Annotated in this window: 19 protein-coding genes; 9 read left to right on the top strand and 10 right to left on the bottom strand. The window is 74.1% G+C overall.

Features of this window, described 5'->3' with window-relative positions:
* Positions 1 to 135: 135 nt before the first annotated feature.
* The 3 genes from ACWCXH_RS12585 to ACWCXH_RS12575 all read right to left on the bottom strand — a co-directional run bounded on the left by ACWCXH_RS12585 (position 136) and on the right by ACWCXH_RS12575 (position 1,837).
* Positions 136 to 918: a class I SAM-dependent methyltransferase gene (locus tag ACWCXH_RS12585; protein WP_449801392.1), complete on the bottom strand. Its 783-nt coding sequence runs from the start codon at positions 916 to 918 to the stop codon at positions 136 to 138.
* A complete protein-coding gene (locus ACWCXH_RS12580) occupies positions 915 to 1,067 on the bottom strand; it encodes a hypothetical protein (RefSeq protein ID WP_449801391.1) in 153 nt (50 codons plus the stop codon). The genes ACWCXH_RS12585 and ACWCXH_RS12580 overlap by 4 nt, the downstream gene beginning before the upstream one ends.
* 200 nt (positions 1,068 to 1,267) lie before the next feature.
* Positions 1,268 to 1,837: a TetR/AcrR family transcriptional regulator gene (locus ACWCXH_RS12575; protein ID WP_449801390.1), complete on the bottom strand. Its 570-nt coding sequence runs from the start codon at positions 1,835 to 1,837 to the stop codon at positions 1,268 to 1,270.
* Between the two features lie 81 nt (positions 1,838 to 1,918).
* Between ACWCXH_RS12575 and ACWCXH_RS12570 the strand changes: the two genes are divergently transcribed.
* Together ACWCXH_RS12570 and ACWCXH_RS12565 are read left to right on the top strand one after the other, a co-directional pair.
* Entirely contained in the window at positions 1,919 to 2,413 is a 495-nt protein-coding gene (locus tag ACWCXH_RS12570) for an FBP domain-containing protein (protein ID WP_449801389.1), read from the top strand.
* 318 nt (positions 2,414 to 2,731) lie between these two features.
* A complete protein-coding gene (locus ACWCXH_RS12565; protein ID WP_449801388.1) occupies positions 2,732 to 3,361 on the top strand; it encodes a DUF4937 domain-containing protein in 630 nt (209 codons plus the stop codon).
* 111 nt (positions 3,362 to 3,472) lie between these two features.
* On the opposite strand, the gene ACWCXH_RS12560 is transcribed toward ACWCXH_RS12565, so the two are convergent.
* Complete coding sequence (locus tag ACWCXH_RS12560) at positions 3,473 to 4,000, bottom strand: NUDIX hydrolase family protein (protein ID WP_449801557.1); 528 nt, start codon at positions 3,998 to 4,000, stop codon at positions 3,473 to 3,475.
* 301 nt (positions 4,001 to 4,301) lie between these two features.
* On the opposite strand from ACWCXH_RS12560, the gene ACWCXH_RS12555 reads away from it, so the two are divergent.
* The 4 genes from ACWCXH_RS12555 (at position 4,302) to ACWCXH_RS12540 (ending at position 7,487) form a co-directional block, all read left to right on the top strand.
* Positions 4,302 to 5,267 carry a hypothetical protein gene (locus ACWCXH_RS12555; protein ID WP_449801387.1) on the top strand — a complete coding sequence of 322 codons (966 nt, stop codon included), beginning with the start codon at positions 4,302 to 4,304 and terminating at the stop codon, positions 5,265 to 5,267.
* Positions 5,268 to 5,349: 82 nt separating this feature from the next.
* A complete protein-coding gene (locus ACWCXH_RS12550; RefSeq protein ID WP_449801386.1) occupies positions 5,350 to 5,913 on the top strand; it encodes a GNAT family N-acetyltransferase in 564 nt (187 codons plus the stop codon).
* A gap of 69 nt (positions 5,914 to 5,982) precedes the next feature.
* Positions 5,983 to 6,567 carry a cysteine hydrolase family protein gene (locus ACWCXH_RS12545; RefSeq protein ID WP_449801385.1) on the top strand — a complete coding sequence of 195 codons (585 nt, stop codon included), beginning with the start codon at positions 5,983 to 5,985 and terminating at the stop codon, positions 6,565 to 6,567.
* Positions 6,564 to 7,487 (top strand): GlxA family transcriptional regulator, encoded by a 924-nt coding sequence (locus ACWCXH_RS12540; protein ID WP_449801384.1) that lies wholly within the window; start codon positions 6,564 to 6,566, stop codon positions 7,485 to 7,487. Before ACWCXH_RS12545 ends, ACWCXH_RS12540 begins: the two co-directional genes overlap by 4 nt.
* Positions 7,488 to 7,724: 237 nt before the next feature.
* Here ACWCXH_RS12540 and ACWCXH_RS12535 read toward each other — a convergent pair whose 3' ends face one another.
* The 4 genes from ACWCXH_RS12535 to ACWCXH_RS12520 are packed head-to-tail and all read right to left on the bottom strand — an operon-like array spanning position 7,725 to position 10,384.
* A complete protein-coding gene (locus ACWCXH_RS12535; protein WP_449801383.1) occupies positions 7,725 to 8,141 on the bottom strand; it encodes a lasso peptide biosynthesis B2 protein in 417 nt (138 codons plus the stop codon).
* Complete coding sequence (locus ACWCXH_RS12530; RefSeq protein ID WP_449801382.1) at positions 8,138 to 8,395, bottom strand: lasso peptide biosynthesis PqqD family chaperone; 258 nt, start codon at positions 8,393 to 8,395, stop codon at positions 8,138 to 8,140. The genes ACWCXH_RS12535 and ACWCXH_RS12530 overlap by 4 nt, the downstream gene beginning before the upstream one ends.
* A gap of 31 nt (positions 8,396 to 8,426) precedes the next feature.
* Positions 8,427 to 10,259, bottom strand: coding sequence for an asparagine synthase-related protein (locus tag ACWCXH_RS12525; RefSeq protein ID WP_449801381.1), 1,833 nt, complete (start codon positions 10,257 to 10,259; stop codon positions 8,427 to 8,429).
* 11 nt (positions 10,260 to 10,270) lie between these two features.
* Positions 10,271 to 10,384 (bottom strand): lasso RiPP family leader peptide-containing protein, encoded by a 114-nt coding sequence (locus tag ACWCXH_RS12520; RefSeq protein WP_449801380.1) that lies wholly within the window; start codon positions 10,382 to 10,384, stop codon positions 10,271 to 10,273.
* 545 nt (positions 10,385 to 10,929) lie between these two features.
* Here ACWCXH_RS12520 and ACWCXH_RS12515 point away from each other — a divergent pair.
* Complete coding sequence (locus tag ACWCXH_RS12515) at positions 10,930 to 11,175, top strand: hypothetical protein (RefSeq protein ID WP_449801379.1); 246 nt, start codon at positions 10,930 to 10,932, stop codon at positions 11,173 to 11,175.
* 183 nt (positions 11,176 to 11,358) lie between these two features.
* Here ACWCXH_RS12515 and ACWCXH_RS12510 read toward each other — a convergent pair whose 3' ends face one another.
* A complete protein-coding gene (locus ACWCXH_RS12510) occupies positions 11,359 to 11,745 on the bottom strand; it encodes a hypothetical protein (RefSeq protein ID WP_449801378.1) in 387 nt (128 codons plus the stop codon).
* A 143-nt stretch (positions 11,746 to 11,888) separates the two neighbouring features.
* Complete coding sequence (locus ACWCXH_RS12505) at positions 11,889 to 13,073, bottom strand: TIGR03364 family FAD-dependent oxidoreductase (RefSeq protein WP_449801377.1); 1,185 nt, start codon at positions 13,071 to 13,073, stop codon at positions 11,889 to 11,891.
* A gap of 162 nt (positions 13,074 to 13,235) precedes the next feature.
* On the opposite strand from ACWCXH_RS12505, the gene ACWCXH_RS12500 reads away from it, so the two are divergent.
* Positions 13,236 to 14,021 carry a GntR family transcriptional regulator gene (locus ACWCXH_RS12500; RefSeq protein WP_449801376.1) on the top strand — a complete coding sequence of 262 codons (786 nt, stop codon included), beginning with the start codon at positions 13,236 to 13,238 and terminating at the stop codon, positions 14,019 to 14,021.
* Positions 14,022 to 14,025: 4 nt separating this feature from the next.
* Positions 14,026 to 14,751 (top strand): phosphonatase-like hydrolase, encoded by a 726-nt coding sequence (locus ACWCXH_RS12495; RefSeq protein ID WP_449801375.1) that lies wholly within the window; start codon positions 14,026 to 14,028, stop codon positions 14,749 to 14,751.
* Positions 14,752 to 14,798: the final 47 nt, after the last annotated feature.

Here is a 14,798-nt window from a genome sequence, read left to right as displayed (position 1 = left end):
CCACCTGGGCGTGGATCCCGTCCAGCGGAACGTCCGAGAGGGGGAAGGCAGGGGCTCCCAGGACGAAGGCGCTGCCGAAGAAGCCGAGTTGGACGCCGCTGGGCAGGTCGGCAGGCCGGCACCGGCCGTCGGCTACTACTGAGCCCGGATCAGGACCAGCGAGCCCTCCAGCGTCGGCTGCTGCCGCAGGTGGCCGTACCGCTCGTCCCACGCGCCGGAGGCCAGGTCCCGCTCCAGCCGCCCGGTGTACTCCTGCACCAGCTCGGGCGGTACGAAGCTCCACGCCGAGCAGGACTGGCGGGCCGCTGGGTCCAGCAGCATCTCCGGGCGGGCGTAGTAGGCCTCGTTGAAGCCGTCGACGCAGTCGGCCGGGATCGGCACCGGGGTGACCTCGACCTCGCCGCCGAGGGCCTCGGTGATGTCGCCGACCGACGGGTAGCGCCGCGCCTCGGTGTCCAGCACCAGCGGCGCGTACTCGTACAGCCAGAAGTCCCGCACGAGGTCCGGGTCGCAGGTCAGGACGACGACCGGGCCGCGCGCGACCCGGCGCATCTCCCGCAGGCCGGCCTTCACGTCGCTCCACTGGTGCACGCTGAACGTCGTCATCGCGGCGTCGAACGCGTCGTCCGGGAAGGGCAGGTGCTCGGCGACCGCGTCGACGGCCCCGGGCAGGTGCGCGGGCCGCTGGGCGCGCATCGACGCCGACGGCTCGACGGGCGTCACGTCGAACGCCTCCGACTCGTACGAACCGGCCCCGGCGCCCACGTTGACCACCGTGCGGGCCCCGCCCAGGGCCTGCTCGATCAGCGCGGCGATCCGCGGTTCGGGGCGCCGGTAGGAAGCGTACGAGCCGCCGATCGCGCCGTAGTCCGCGTCGCCCGCGCTGCCGTCCGCCGTACGCCCGGTCCGCTGCGTCATGGGGTTCCCTTCAGCCAGTCCAGTACCTGCACGGCCTGCTCGCCGGGCCCGTCCATCGGGTGGAACAGGTGCCCGACCGCGCCGTCCCGGACGATCAGCGTAGGCCGTGAGTGGAGCCGGGCCGCCGGCCGGGTCCGGCGATCAGTCAACTCCTCGATCCGCCAAGCCCGTTCACCGATCGCCAGCCGGCACTCCAGCGGCGAGGACAGCCGTCGGCCGCCTCGGCCACGGCGGCCAGGCACTCCGGCAACGGACGGGCCCGCACCGAGGAGAAGCCCGCGTTCACCGACCTCGCGGAGATCCGGACCCTTCGGCTCTTCGGCTCAGCTCTTCGGCTCAGCTCTTCGGCTCAGCTCTTCGGCCAGTTCCGCAGCAGCGCGTCGAGGGCGTCCAGGATCCGCGCCCAGCTGTCCTCGGTGTCGCGCGGCGTGTGGGCGAAGCTGCCGCCCGTCTCCAGCGTGACGTAGCCGTGGAAGGTGCTGCCCAGGAGCCGGACGGCGTCGGTCTCGTCCGGCTCCACGAAGTCGTAGCCGCGCAGGATGGCGCGCGTCATCTGCGAGTGCCGGACGGCGGCGCTGGCGCGCGCGGTCTCCGGGTCGAGCTGGAGCCGGGCGGCGGCATAGCGGCCGGGGTGTTCGCGGGCGTAGTCGCGGTAGGCGTCGGCGAAGGCGGTCAGCGCGTCCTTGCCGGCCCGCCCGGCGAGGGCCACGGACACCCGGTCGGCGAGTTCCTCCAGGGCGAGCAGGGCGATCCGCGTCTTGAGGTCCTGCGAGTTGCGCACGTGCGAGTAGAGGCTCGCGTCCTTGACCCCGAAATGGCGCGCGAGCGCGGAAACGGTCACCTTGTCGAAGCCGACCTCGTCGGCGAGTTCCACCCCTGCCCGGGTGAGGCGTTCGGCGGTCAGTCCTACGCGCGCCATGCGGCTCCCTTCACACTCCCCCGCCCTCCTGGAGCAATAATACATTTGCCTAATACCCCTAGGTAATTTACGTTGATTCCTATGAAGCCTCTGACCGAACAAGAGATCCGTGCCGCCTTCGTCAACTGCACCAAGGGCGAGGCCTCACGCCTGAACATCCCGCGCGACCTGGCCGAACAGCCCTGGGAAGACCTGGACTTCCTGGGCTGGCGCGACCCCCAGGCCCCCGACCGCGCCTACCTCGTCGCCCAGCTCCCCGAGTTCGGCGACCGCCCGGTGGCCGTCGCGCTGCGCTCGTCCTCCGGCGCCTCCTGGCAGGCCCGGCGCAGCATCTGCTCGCTGTGCGTGACCACCCACACGGGTGGAGTCTCGCTGCTGGTCGCCCCGCGCGCCGGCACGGCGGGCAAGCAGGGCAACTCGGTGGGCGCCTACATGTGCAGCGACCTCGCGTGTTCGCTGTACGTGCGCGGCAAGCGGGACGTCGGCACCAAAATGCACGAGTCGCTGACCGTGGACGAGAAGATCCAGCGCACGGTGGCGAACCTGGCCGCCTTCGTCGCCAAGGTCACCGCTTGAGCACGGGTGGCGCCCCGCTGTGGGACGTCACCCTGTGCTGGCTTCTCTCTCCGGCCCTCACCCCGCCCGGGCGCCGGCCGTCACCCGAGGGCCGGCGCCCGCAGCTCGACGTGCCCGTGCCGGAGGATGATGCGGTGCCCGTCGGCGCGCTCCACCCGCGGACTGCCGACTCAACCCGCGACGGGTTCTGACCCCAGCCCTCCGCCGTCAGCGCGCAGCCGTCGGGGGTGATGCGGTGGGTCCGGGGTCCTGCACCCGAGGTCGCACGACTCGAAGCCGGTTGACGGCGACCCGGACCGGGCACCGACGATGGCCGGCATGTGGGTGAAATGGATCAACTGCAGGGTGCCGAACCGCGGGCCAGGACACTTCGCGGCCGCGCAGCGCGGATGGACGGCCATCGCGGACCAGCCGGGGCTGGTCGGGCAGATCGGAGGCTGGAATCCCGCCGGCGGGCGGGCGTACGTGCTCGGCCTCTGGGCCGATGAGGATGCCTGCGCCCGGTTCATGGAGGAGCGTCACGACACCGTCGCCGAGCCTGCGTCGGCAGGCACCTGGAGGGTGGCCGAGGTGGCGACCAGCCCCGCGGTCCTCGGCGTCCCCGGAGAGGCCGCCGACCTCCGCGACGGGCTGACGCGCGGCACCCTGCTGCGCGTCGCCGACTGCCACCTCCACCCCGGCCGCGCCGAGCACTTCCTCGACGCCCAGCGCCGCGTCTGGAACCCGGCCATGGCCTCGGCCGGCGGCATGCTCGCGGGCACGGTCGCCCGGCTCGAGGACGACCGCTACCTCGTCACGACGCTGTGGACCGGTTGGAGTGCCCACCGGCGCTACGCGAGACGGGACGTGGCCGCGTTGCGCGCCCGCGCCGACGTCACCGCCGATGTCCGCGCGCTCACCGGGCTGACCATGCACCTCCAACCCGAATGGCAGGTCCTGCCAGGCTGATGGTTCGCCACGACACGCAGGGGATAGCGCTGTCGGCCTCGGCATCGACCTTCGGGCCCTGCACGGGCAGGTCGGCCGCCGGGTCGTTGGACGAGGGCGCCACCGACCCGGTCAGCTCAGGCAGCCGACGTGCGCCAGCGCCCGCTTGAGCAGGACTCCCTGACCGCCCGGCATCTCCTGCTGCACCAGCGGCGACGCGGCCTCCTCGGGGCTGAACCACACGAGGTCGAGCGCGTCCTGCCGCGGCCGGCAGTCACCGGCGACCGGCACGATGTAGGCGAGGGAGACGGCGTGCTGGCGCGGGTCGTGGAACTCCGTGATGCCGAGCGTCGGGAAGTACTCCGCCACGGTGAACGGCTGCAGCGAGGCCGGGATCCGCGGCAGCGCCACCGGCCCGAGGTCCTTCTCCAGGTGCCGCAGCAGCGCGTCGCGGATCCGCTCGTGGTGCAGTACGCGCCCGGACACCAGCGTGCGGCTGACCGTCCCGTCCGGTCCGATCCGCAGCAGGAGCCCGATCTGCGTGACCTCCCCGGCATCGTCGACCCGCACCGGCACGGCCTCGACGTAGAGGATCGGCATCTGCGCCCGGGTCGTTTCCAGCTCCTCGGGCGCGAGCCAGCCCGGCGTGGTTTCCGTGATGTCAGACATTGCTTGATCGTACGATCCCGGCACCGTCCGCCGCCGGGCGCCCCGCCCGGGCATGACGCCCCGTCATCGGATCGCCCCGGCGCGGGGTCCGGCTTCCACGCCCCCGGACCCGCCCGAGTCCAAGAGCCGCGCCAGAGTTTGGCATAGCCACGGCAAAGCCTTCGCGTCGCCGCAGCCGCACGTCTGGACGAACCGCGCCCGACCTGGTGTGGTGTCGGGGCTCCACGCGAACGCCCCTCCACACGCAAGCAGTTCGCCCCTCCCTCACACCCTCACATCCGGGAGCAGACGCATGCGCACATCGTTCAAGGCCGCCGCCCACACCCTCGCGGCGCTGGCCCTGGCCGCGTTCGGGACCACGTCACTGGCGACCGGCGCCCAGGCCGCGCAACCCGCCACCGCGGCCGCCCACTTCGGCGTCAAACCGCTCGACCCCGGCGCGGCCGGGTCGCAGCCGTCGGCCGCGACCTCGACCTCGACCTCGACCTCGACCGACACGCTGTCGGTCGGGTCGAGCGCCAGCCAGGGCGTGGTGTCCCCCACCCCCAAGGTGTACCTGGTCTTCTGGGGCTCGCAGTGGTCGTCCGACCCGGCAGGGGTGGCGACCGACATGCAGAACATGTTCAAGGGCCTCTACGGCGCCAAGGACACCTGGGGCACCATCCTCGACCAGTACTGCGAGGGCGTCCCGAAGGGCACGGTGACCTGCGGCACCAAGGGCGTCCACGTCAACCACCCGACCACCTCGCCGCTGGCCGGGGTCTGGTTCGACAAGTCCGCCGCCGCGCCGACGAACGCGACGGCCGCGCAGATCGCCGCCGAGGCCGGCAAGGCCGCCGGGCACTTCGGCAACACCACGCAGGCGCCGAACCTCAACGCCCAGTACGTCGTGCTCTCCCCCACCCACACGCACCCGGACGGCTTCCCCAACTCCGGCTTCTGCGCCTGGCACGACTTCACCACCACGTCGTACGGCAAGCTCGCCTACACCAACCTGCCGTACATCCCGGACAACGGCCCGGGCGCCTGCACCACCTTCACCGACGGGCGCCTGCTCTCGGGCATCGAGTCCACCGAGACCCACGAGTACGCCGAGACCGTCACCGACTTCTGGCCCAGCATCGGCTGGAACGGCGGCGGCGGTGAGATCGGCGACGCGTGCGTGCAGCTCGACGCGTACGTCACGCTGAGCACGGGCACCTTCGACCTCCAGGGCCTGTGGTCCAACAGCGCCAACAAGTGCGTGACGCACGGCTGACGCCCGCACCGGCCTTCCCGGACCCCACCCGTACCCCGAATCCGGGGTGCACGGTCCGGGGAGGCCGTGGCATCCTCCCGGAATGGACATCCCCCAGCCGGTGATCGAACTGGACGGCGGCCTGACGCTGCGCGCCTTCCGCGGCCAAGCGGACCTCCCGGAGCTGTTCCGGGTCGTCGAGGAGTCACTGGAGCACCTGCGCCCGTTCATGCCGTGGGTGGCCGAGCACAGCCTGAAGTACACCACCGAGTTCCTGGCCCGCCGCGAGGAGCAGTGGGCGAACCACGCCAACCACGTCTACGCGATCGTGCAGGACGGGTCCATCGTCGGCGCCTGCTCGCTGTACCGCCGCGAGGGCTCCCCGGACGAGAGCCGCGAGATCGGCTACTGGCTGCACCCGGCCGCGACCGGCCGCGGCATCGCCACCCGGGCCACGCTCGCCCTGGTCGAGCAGGCGTTCCGGCTGCCCGGCGTCGAGTACGTCGAGGTCTGCCACGACCCCGCCAACCTCGCCAGCGGCGCCGTCCCGGCCCGGCTCGGCTTCACCGAGCACCGCCGCCTCCCCGCCGAGCGCGTCGCCCCGGCCGAGACCGGCGAGGACCTGTTCTGGCGGCTCACCCGCGCGGAGCACGACGCCACCGCCTGACCGGATCGTTCCGCATCCGGGCCCGATGGTGTCTACGCCCAGGCCCCGCCGGGAGGCCAAGATCGAGACATGAAGAACGCACTCCTCGTCATCGACGTCCAGGAATCCTTCCGGCAGCGCGAGAACTGGGCCGCCGTGTCCAACCCCGCGATCGTCGACCGGGTGAACGAGCTCGTCGACCACGCCCGCGGCCGCGGCGACCTCGTCGTCTGGGTCCTGCACTCCGAGCCGGGCACCGGCACGGTCTTCGACCCCGCCCTCGGCCACGTCCACCTGATCGACGGCCTGACCCCGGCCGAGGGCGAGCCCGTCCTCACCAAGACCTCGCACAACGCGTTCACCACGACCAACCTCCAGCAGCTGCTCACCCAGCACGGCGTCCGCGGCGTGGTCGTCAGCGGCATCCGCACCGAGCAGTGCTGCGAGACCACCACCCGGGTCGCCTGCGACCTCGGCTACGACGTCACCTTCGTCACCGACGCCACCGCGACCCACCCGATCGAGCACCGCGACGCACCCCCCGGGCGCAGCCTCGCGCAGATCCTCGCCGATCCGCGCACCCTCTCCACGGACGAGGTCATCGCCCGCACCGAGTACGCTCTGGCCGGCCGCTTCGCCACCGTCACCACCGTGAAGGAGCTGACCGGATCGTGACCCGTGTCGTCTTCCTGCTCGTCCCGCACGTGCACCTGCTGGACCTCGCCGGGCCCGCCCAGGTGTTCTCGACCGCGGCCGACCACGGCCTCGGCTACGAGACCGCGTACGTGGCCGAGCAGCAGGACGTCCCCACCGCGCAAGGCGTCGTGCTGCGGGCCGCCACCGCGTGGCCGCGGCTCGAGCCCGGAGACCTCGTCGTGGTGCCCGGCTGGCGGGCGCCCCGCCTGCGGTCGAACGGCGCGCTGACCGCGGCGACGCTGGAGCGGCTGACCGCGCACCACGCCGCCGGCGGGACGGTCGCCAGCGTGTGCGCGGGAGCGGACGCGCTCGGCCGGGCCGGGCTGCTCGACGGCCGGCGCTGCACCACCCACCACGAGCTCCAGGACGAACTCGCCCACCGCTACAAGCGGGCGAGCGTGGTGCGCGACGTGCTGTACGTCGTGGACGACCGGGTGGTCACGTCGGCGGGCATCGCCAGCGGCATCGACCTCGCGCTGCACCTCGTCGCCGTCCGGCACGGCCCGGCGGCGGCCGCCCGGATCGCCCGCGAGATGGTCGTCTACGCCCGGCGCAACGGCGACGAGAAGCAGGCGAGCGCGATGCTCCGGCACCGCGGCCACCTCGTCGACGCCGTCCACCGCGCGCAGGACCTCATCGATTCCCGCTTCGACACCCGGCTCGGCCTCGCCGACCTCGCGTCCGCCTCCGGGGTCAGCGAACGCACCCTCACCCGCCACTTCACCGAGGCCACCGGGCTCACCCCGCTGCGCTACCAGCAGGAACTGCGCGTCGAACGCGCCGAGCACCTCATCGCCCACGGCGCGACCACCGAAACGGCCGCCCGCGCGGTCGGCTTCCAGGACGCCCGCATGCTGCGCCGCCTCCGCGCCCGCGCCGGGGCCGGGGCCGGGGCCTGACGCTCACCACGCGTTGATCGCGTCGGCGGGGCCAGGCCCGAGGGCGGGCAGGGCGCGAGGTCCGGTCGTCCCCGCAGGCCGGCGACGGCGGGAGTCGACGATTCACGCCGCCTCGCACCCAACCGCTTCGAGGGCCTTGATGGGAGCACGAATTTGCGCGGACACGGCGGAAGGCCGCCCCACCACATGGGTGGGGCGGCCTTCCGCCGGTCGCGGGGGTCGTCGTGAACGCGCCGGTCAGCCCTGGGGCGCCACCGTCATCAGCGGGTGGAAGTGGGCGAGTTCGGCGGGCTCGTCCACCGGCGCGCCGTCCGCCTCGATCCAGGCGTGCGCGCGGAACGGCTCCGTGCGCACGCCCGTGCGCCAGGTCGGCCAGGTGCCCCGGGTGCGGCACAACAGGGCTGCGGCGATGGAACGTTGCAGGCAGCCCTGGCCCGCGCAGCGCATGCTGAGCGCGACCACCTCCTGCCGGGCGGCCAGCGCCTCGCCGGCGGTGGCCGGGCGGGCGCCGCCGCGCAGCCGCAGCATCAGGCGGCGGATCCGGGCCGGCGGCATCCGCTCGATCAGCCGGGCCGCGCCGATCGCCGCGAGCACGGCCGGCCGCCGGTGCCACGGCGGTCGGCCGGCCCCCGCTGCGTGCGCGTGCAGACTCATCCGGTGACCAGCCCGGCGGTGCGCAGGCTGTCCTGCAGCGTGTCGATGTCGGTGTGGGCCTGGGCGGCGGTGACGGGGTAGCGGTCGCTGAGGTCCGCGGCGATCTCCGCCGCCGTCCGCCCGTCGAGCAGGGACCGCAGGATGTGCAGCCCCGTGCGGTTCAGCTGGAAGTAGCGGCCGGAACGCTCGTCCAGCACGACGGCACCGCTCCCGGTCGGGGTGAGGGTCACATCGGGTCGCAACTCCACAGCCATGCGGGCTCCTCGGAAAATAACTGACGTACTGTCAGGAAATGGGGGCGTGGTGCGTGGACGCCGGCGCGGACTCGTGCGCGCGCAGCCAGTGCTCGCAGGCGAGCGTGGCGTCGAGCGCCGCGTACGGCGTGCCGGGCGGGTAGAGCCCGAGGCAGGCGCGGCGCAGCGCGTCCGGGTCGACGAGGCCGGCGCGGGCGAGGGCGCTGTCCTCGGTGAGGGCGGCGAGTTCGGGGCGGTGGCGGGCCAGGCCGTGGTGGGCGTCGGGGCTGAAGTCGCCCTTGCCGGTGCGGCGCAGGAGCTCCTCGGGGACGTCCGGGGCGACGGCCGCGGCGAGCAGCGGCTTGTAGGCGAACGGCGTGCCGCGCGGGGCGGGTTCGGCTGCCAGGCAGGCGTCGAGCACGTGGTCGTCCAGGAACGGCACAGTGTACGGCGCGCCTGCGGCCGCGGTGGCCTCGATCAGCTGCCGCATGGCGGAGGCGCTGTGGCGGACCATGTACAGCACCTGGTGCTGGGCGTGTTCGGGCGCGAGCGGTGCGGCGTCGGCGGCGGGGACGGCCCGCAGCTGCTCGCGGACGAGTTCGGCGGCCTGCGGCGTGATCCAGGGCGCGAGCCGGGGTTCGACTCCCCAGCCGAGGAGTTGGGTGGTCGGCGGCCCGGGGTGGGTGAGGCGGTCGGCGGCGTGGGTGAGCCACGCCGGGTACGGGCGGGGGTCGGCGAGGGCGCGCAGCGCCGCCGGCAGGCTCCAGCGCAGCCGGGCCCGGTGGCCGCGCAAGTGGCGTGCGGCGGTGGTGGGTTGGCGGGCGGCCAGGAGGCGCAGGTAGGAGGGAAGCGCCTGGAGGACCTCGTCGCCGCCCTCGCCGCTGATCCGGGTCCGGGCGCCGCGGGCGGCGAGCAGCCGGGCGACGGCCTCGTCGCGGGCCCGGGTGCGGGTCCAGGGGAGCGGTTCGTCGCCCTGGGGTCCGGGGGTGTCGACGGCGGCGAACATCGCGGGCAGGCCGTCGGGCGCGAGGACGAGCCGTTCGCCGGGGAGGTGGCGGGCGGCGCGGTCGGCCCAGGCGGCGTCGTCGTGGTGCGGGTCGGTCGAGCCGATGGTGACGGTGAGCAGCTCGGCGGGCCCGCGGGCGGCGAGGAAGCACAGCGGGGTGGAGTCGAGGCCGCCGGACAGGTCGGCGGCGACGAGGCCGCCGGCGCGCGTCCGGGCGTCGACGGCCCGGCGCAGCGCGTGGCCGAGCGCGGTCGCGGCCTCGGCCTGCGGCCGGTCGGGGGCGGGCGGCTGCCAGTGGGCGAGCGTGCGGGCGGGGCGGTCGGGGGTGAGCAGGGCCGCGTGGTGCGGGGGCACGGGGGTGACGCCGGGCCACAGGGGCAGCCCGTCGAGCGGGTGCGGCAACGGGTGGGCGAGCCGCAGGGCGAGCCGGTCGAGGGAGGGCGTGCGGCGGGTGAGCGCCGCGAGGGTGTCGGCCCGGTCGGACAGGACGGGCACGCCGTCGAGTTCGCCGAGGTGCAGCCGGCGCAGCCCGGACAGCGAGCCGCGGGCGACGACCGTGCCGCGGACGGTGGCGACGAGGTGGAAGCTGCCCGCGAGGTCCCGCCCGAGGGCGAGCACGTCGTGCGGGTCGTGGATCCGCTCGGCGCGGCGGAGCAGCCGGTCCTCGTCGATGCCGGCGGTGCCGAACACGGCCAGGCCCACCGGCCCGGCCTGCGCGACCACCGGCTCCTCGCCGGCCGGCCACGCGCCGATGATCCAGGGGCGCCCGCCGGGGTGGAGCAGGGCACGGCGCTCGGCCGTGCCCTGTCCCGCGGCCACCGCGGACGCGGCTTCGTCGTCCGGCAGGACCACGAACCAGGTCCGCCGGTGACCGCTCACTGGACGGCCCCTCAGATGAGGAAGAAGCCGTGGCCGTCGAAGACGTCGCCGATCAGGAAGCCCTGGGTGAGGGCGGCGAAGTCGCCGAGCTCGATCAGCATCGGGGTCTCGTACACGTCGGACATGACGGTTTCCTCTCGTTCAACTTCACGGGGACTTGGACGGGAGTGCTTGCCGGCGGTGACCACTCTTCCGGTCCGGCTCGGCCCCGGGCAACCGGTTCCGATCCCTTCGGCCGAAATGCGGTCACGGTGGGTAACCGTCCGGTTTTAAAGAAACGATTCCGCGGAGGGACGCCTGTGAGCGCATGTGCCAGGAGACTATTCTCCTGGTCCCATCCGTCCCGGCACTACCAGGCCTCCGTGCACGGACCGTGGGCGGGCTCCTGCCCCCGTTCCCGGCCGCGGGCCCTGATCCACGGCGGGATTCGGCCGCACCGAAGCGAACGGGGGCGCGGGGCCCGCGCACCACCCGACGCACCCTCCCCCGGCGCACGCACGGTCGGTACGGGCCGACGGGCCCGCCGGGTCCGGGGTCACGACGACCGGCGACGCGTCAGCAACGCATCAGGACGACGCCAGCAAGGCATCAATCACGGACCACCGGCCACCGCGGCGGGGCAGGCTGTCCCGTACCTGCAGGTCCGCAGGTCGTTCCGGAGGTGATCCGCATGTCCGTCATCGCTGCGTTCCACTCCGTGGCCCCCGCCGCCGGCCGGCGGGGGCGCGGACTGCGCGCCGTACTCTCCGCGGCGATCGACCGCCTGGCCGCGAGCCCGCTCGACAGCACCGTCCTGCGGGCCATGGGCAAGGAGCCGGCGTCCGCGCGGCGGGCCGGGATGCGCGCCCACTGGCGGTCCGTCACCACCGCCGACGGGGGCACCCGCCTCGAAGCCACCTGGCGCCCCGCGCGCTGACCCGGGCAGCGGGAACTCTCCGGAATCGGGGCATCCCAGCGGCGGCGGGATCCGGTCGCCGACGGTTCACGAGCCGGTCAGGGGACTTGTAGAGACAAGCATGCCGAGCCACCGGGATCATATGAACGCGCGACAGTGCCGCCCGCGCCGCCGGGCCCCGCACCGCCCCCGCGCGCCCTCACCTCACGGCCAACCGGGCGGCCGTGACGTCTCGGTGGCCCTGGCCGCGACGATCGACTCGCAGGCCCGCCGGACCTCCGTCGCGACCCAGCCGGACGGCAGCGGCCCCTGCGCCCGCAGCGCGGCCGCCTGCCGCTGGAGCTCCCGGAGCGCGGTGCCCTGAGCGTTGGACAGGCCCATCTCCTGGTAGTCGCCCAGGTCCTTGCCCCCGTCAACGGCCATCTGCAGCCAGGGCGCGATGCTCAGGACGCAGTCCTCCAGCGGCCCGCCGGGCGGCGTCGACGGCACTTCGGACGGGGGCGGCGACGGCACCGCACTCGACCCGCCGCACCCCACCACGGCGGCGAGCCCCACCAGTTCGACCATCACGACCGCGAACCATCTCCGCATGCCCGCATTGTGACGCCGGCCCGAGGGCCGCACCAGTGACCGGGCAGCACCGAATGCGCCGCAGGACCTGTCCGGACAAGTCCGGCGGCGCATGCGAAAAACGCCCGCCGCGGGCCGTCGGACGGCCCCGCACGGGAGTCGCGTCAGCCGGTGACGGCGAGCGTGCCGTCGAAGGTGGCGGCGGCGAGCCCGAAGGAGAGGGTCATGCCGATGCCCGAGGTGACCGACAGGGCCCGCACCCCCGGCGCCAGGTCGCGGACGAGCAGCGGACCGCGGCTGCTGCTCGCGTAGACGCCCTGCCAGCGTTCGAGGATCCGCAGCCGCTCGATCCCGAGGACGCCGGCGACCGCGCCGGTCAGCAGCTCGAAGGTGTGCTCGTCGATGAACGGCGGGGTGGTGGCGTCGTAGTGGTGCGAGTCGCCGACCAGCACCGAGCCGTCGGGCAGCCGCGTGAACATCACGTTGGCGCCGATCTCCAGCAGCTCCGGGCTGCGGCCGACGACTTCCTCCCGCAGCCGGGCCGCTGACGGGCGGGCGGTGAAGGCGTCGTAGCGCAGCATCGACGTGGCGGTCAGCACCGCCGAGTCGGTGCGCAGCCCCTCCGGCGCGGCGGCCCGCGCCATCGTCAGCCGGCAGCGCTGCACCTCGTGCTCCTCGGCGAGGTCGGGGAACAGGTAGTCCAGGTCGTGGCCGACGCACACCAGGATCCGCTCGCCGTGCACCGGGCCGCGGGTGGTGTGCACCGTGCCGGACTCGACGCCGGTGACGGCGGTGCCCCACAGGATCCGGGCCCCCGGCTGCTCCTCCAGCCAGCGGGCCAGTGCGGGCGCCGCCTCGCGCGGGTTCACCCGCAGGTCGTCGGTCAGGAGCGCACCGCCCACCAGGTCCCCGTCCGCCCCGGGCGCCCGCCCGAGCGCCCGGGCCGTCTCGGCGGCGGTGCGCAGCCGGATGCCGTCACCGCCGCGCTCGGCGTGCAGTTCCTCCAGCACGGCCGCCTCGGTCGCGGAGCGGGCTACCACGAGGGCGCCGGCCTCCGCGGCCCAGAACCCGGCGGCCTCGGCGGCGCGGAGCCAGCCGGCCCGGGAACGCCGGGCGAGGCCGAGCAGTTCGCCCTCCTGGGCGCTGATGCAGCAGTGGCCGAAGTTGCGGACCGAGGCCCCGACGGGCTGCCGGTCACGCTCGACGACGGTGACGGAGAGCCCGCCCGCGAGCGCTTCGAAGGCGTGGGCGAGGCCGATGATGCCGGCGCCGACGATCACCACGTCGCTGCGGCCGGGCGCGAGCGGACGGGAGACGGCGGGGGCGGTGGCGGGTGCAGTGCTGCTCATGGCTCCAGATTCCGGGCTCGTCGACGCAAACGTCAAGACATGTCTGTACAAGTCACCGCCTGTTCATCCGCCCGACGACCACGAGGAGAAGCCGGTTTCCCAGAAAGCCGCGCAGGTGGAGCGGCCTTGAGAAGCCGGACCCCGAAGTGTCATAGTCAGCTTGTGAAGACAAGTGACCACGTCATGGACCGAAGCCTCGACGACGTACCGCTGCACCAGCGGCTCGGCGTCGAGTTCCAGCGCCGCATCGAGTCCGGGGAGTGGCCCGAGGGCCACCCGGTGCCCAGCGAGTCGCAGCTCTGCGCCGAGTTCGGCACCTCCCGGGGCCCGGTCCGCCAGGCCCTCGCCCTGCTGCGCCGCGAGGGCAGCCTGGTCGGCGGCCGCGGCAAGCCGCCGGTCGCCCGCCGCGCGGCCCCCTCCCAGCCGTTCGCCACCTTCCTGTCCTTCACCCAGTGGGCCCGCACCATCGGCCGCGAACCCGGGCAGCTGACGATCGAGGTGGCCCGCCGCCGCGCCTCGCCCGACTCGGCCGCCCGGCTCGGCCTCGCCGAGGGCGCGCCGGTCGTCGAACTCGTCCGGCTGCGACTGCTGGACGGCGTCCCGGCCATGCTGGAGCGCTCGACCTTCGTCCACGAGGTCGGCCGCGTCCTGTTCGACTTCGACCCGGACACCGGCTCCGTCTACGAGGAACTGCTGCGCCTCGAGGTCGACCTGCACCACGCCCGGCACACCGTCGACGCCGTCGCCGCCTCCCCCGAGGACGCCGAGCACCTGGACGTCGGCATCGGCGACCCGCTGCTGCGCGTCCGGCGGCTGACCACGTCGAGCCGGGGCGAGCCGCTGGAGGACGCCGACGACCGGTACCTCCCCGCCATGGCCACCTTCACCATCGAGAACACCGTCGAAGGCCGCACCACCATCGGCCGCTACCGCACCGAAGAGGACTGACACCGTGACCGACACCGCGACCGACACCGTGATCGAGCTCGCCGCGCTGGACATGGCCGGCACCACCATCGACGAGTCCGGCGCCGTCTACCGGGCGCTGCGCACCGCCGTCGAGCGCACCGGGGTGCCGGTCGCCGACGACGACCTGCAGACCTGGATGGGCACCGACAAGCGCGAGGCCATCGCCGCCCTGGTCCGCCTCGGCGGCGGCACCCCCACCCCGGAGCTGGTCGAGGAGGGCTACGAGGCCTTCGCCGGGTTCCTGCGCGAGGCCTACCGGGCCACACCCCCGCAGGCCATCGCGGGCGTCGAGGACGCGCTGGCCGAGCTGCGCCGCCGCGGCATCAAGGTCGCCCTGACCACCGGCTTCAGCGCCGACGTCGCCTACCCGCTGCTGGAGTCGCTCGGCTGGTCCGTCGGCGAGGGCGGCAACCTGGACGCCGTCGTCACCTCGGACGAGGTCCCGCGCGGCCGCCCGGCCCCGCACATGATCCACCGGGCGATGGAGAAGACCGGCGTCATCGACACCCGTCGCGTCCTGGCCGCGGGCGACACCATCGTCGACGTCGAGGCCGGCACCAATGCCGGCGCGGGCGTCGTCGTGGGCGTCCTCACCGGAGAGCTCCCGCGCGCCGCCTTCGCCGGCCACCCGCACGCCCGCGTGCTCGCCAGCGCCGCCGAGATCCCGACCCTCCCGGAGACCGTCCCGCCGACTCTCCAGGCCCGCTGACGCTGCCCCAAGGGCCGTTCGCACACCCACCCCTACACCCCCGCTGA

The sequence above is a fragment of the Kitasatospora sp. NPDC001660 genome (genome assembly GCF_053596725.1).
Note: the sequence above shows the minus strand (reverse complement) of the source record. Positions and strands in the feature narration are given on the sequence as shown.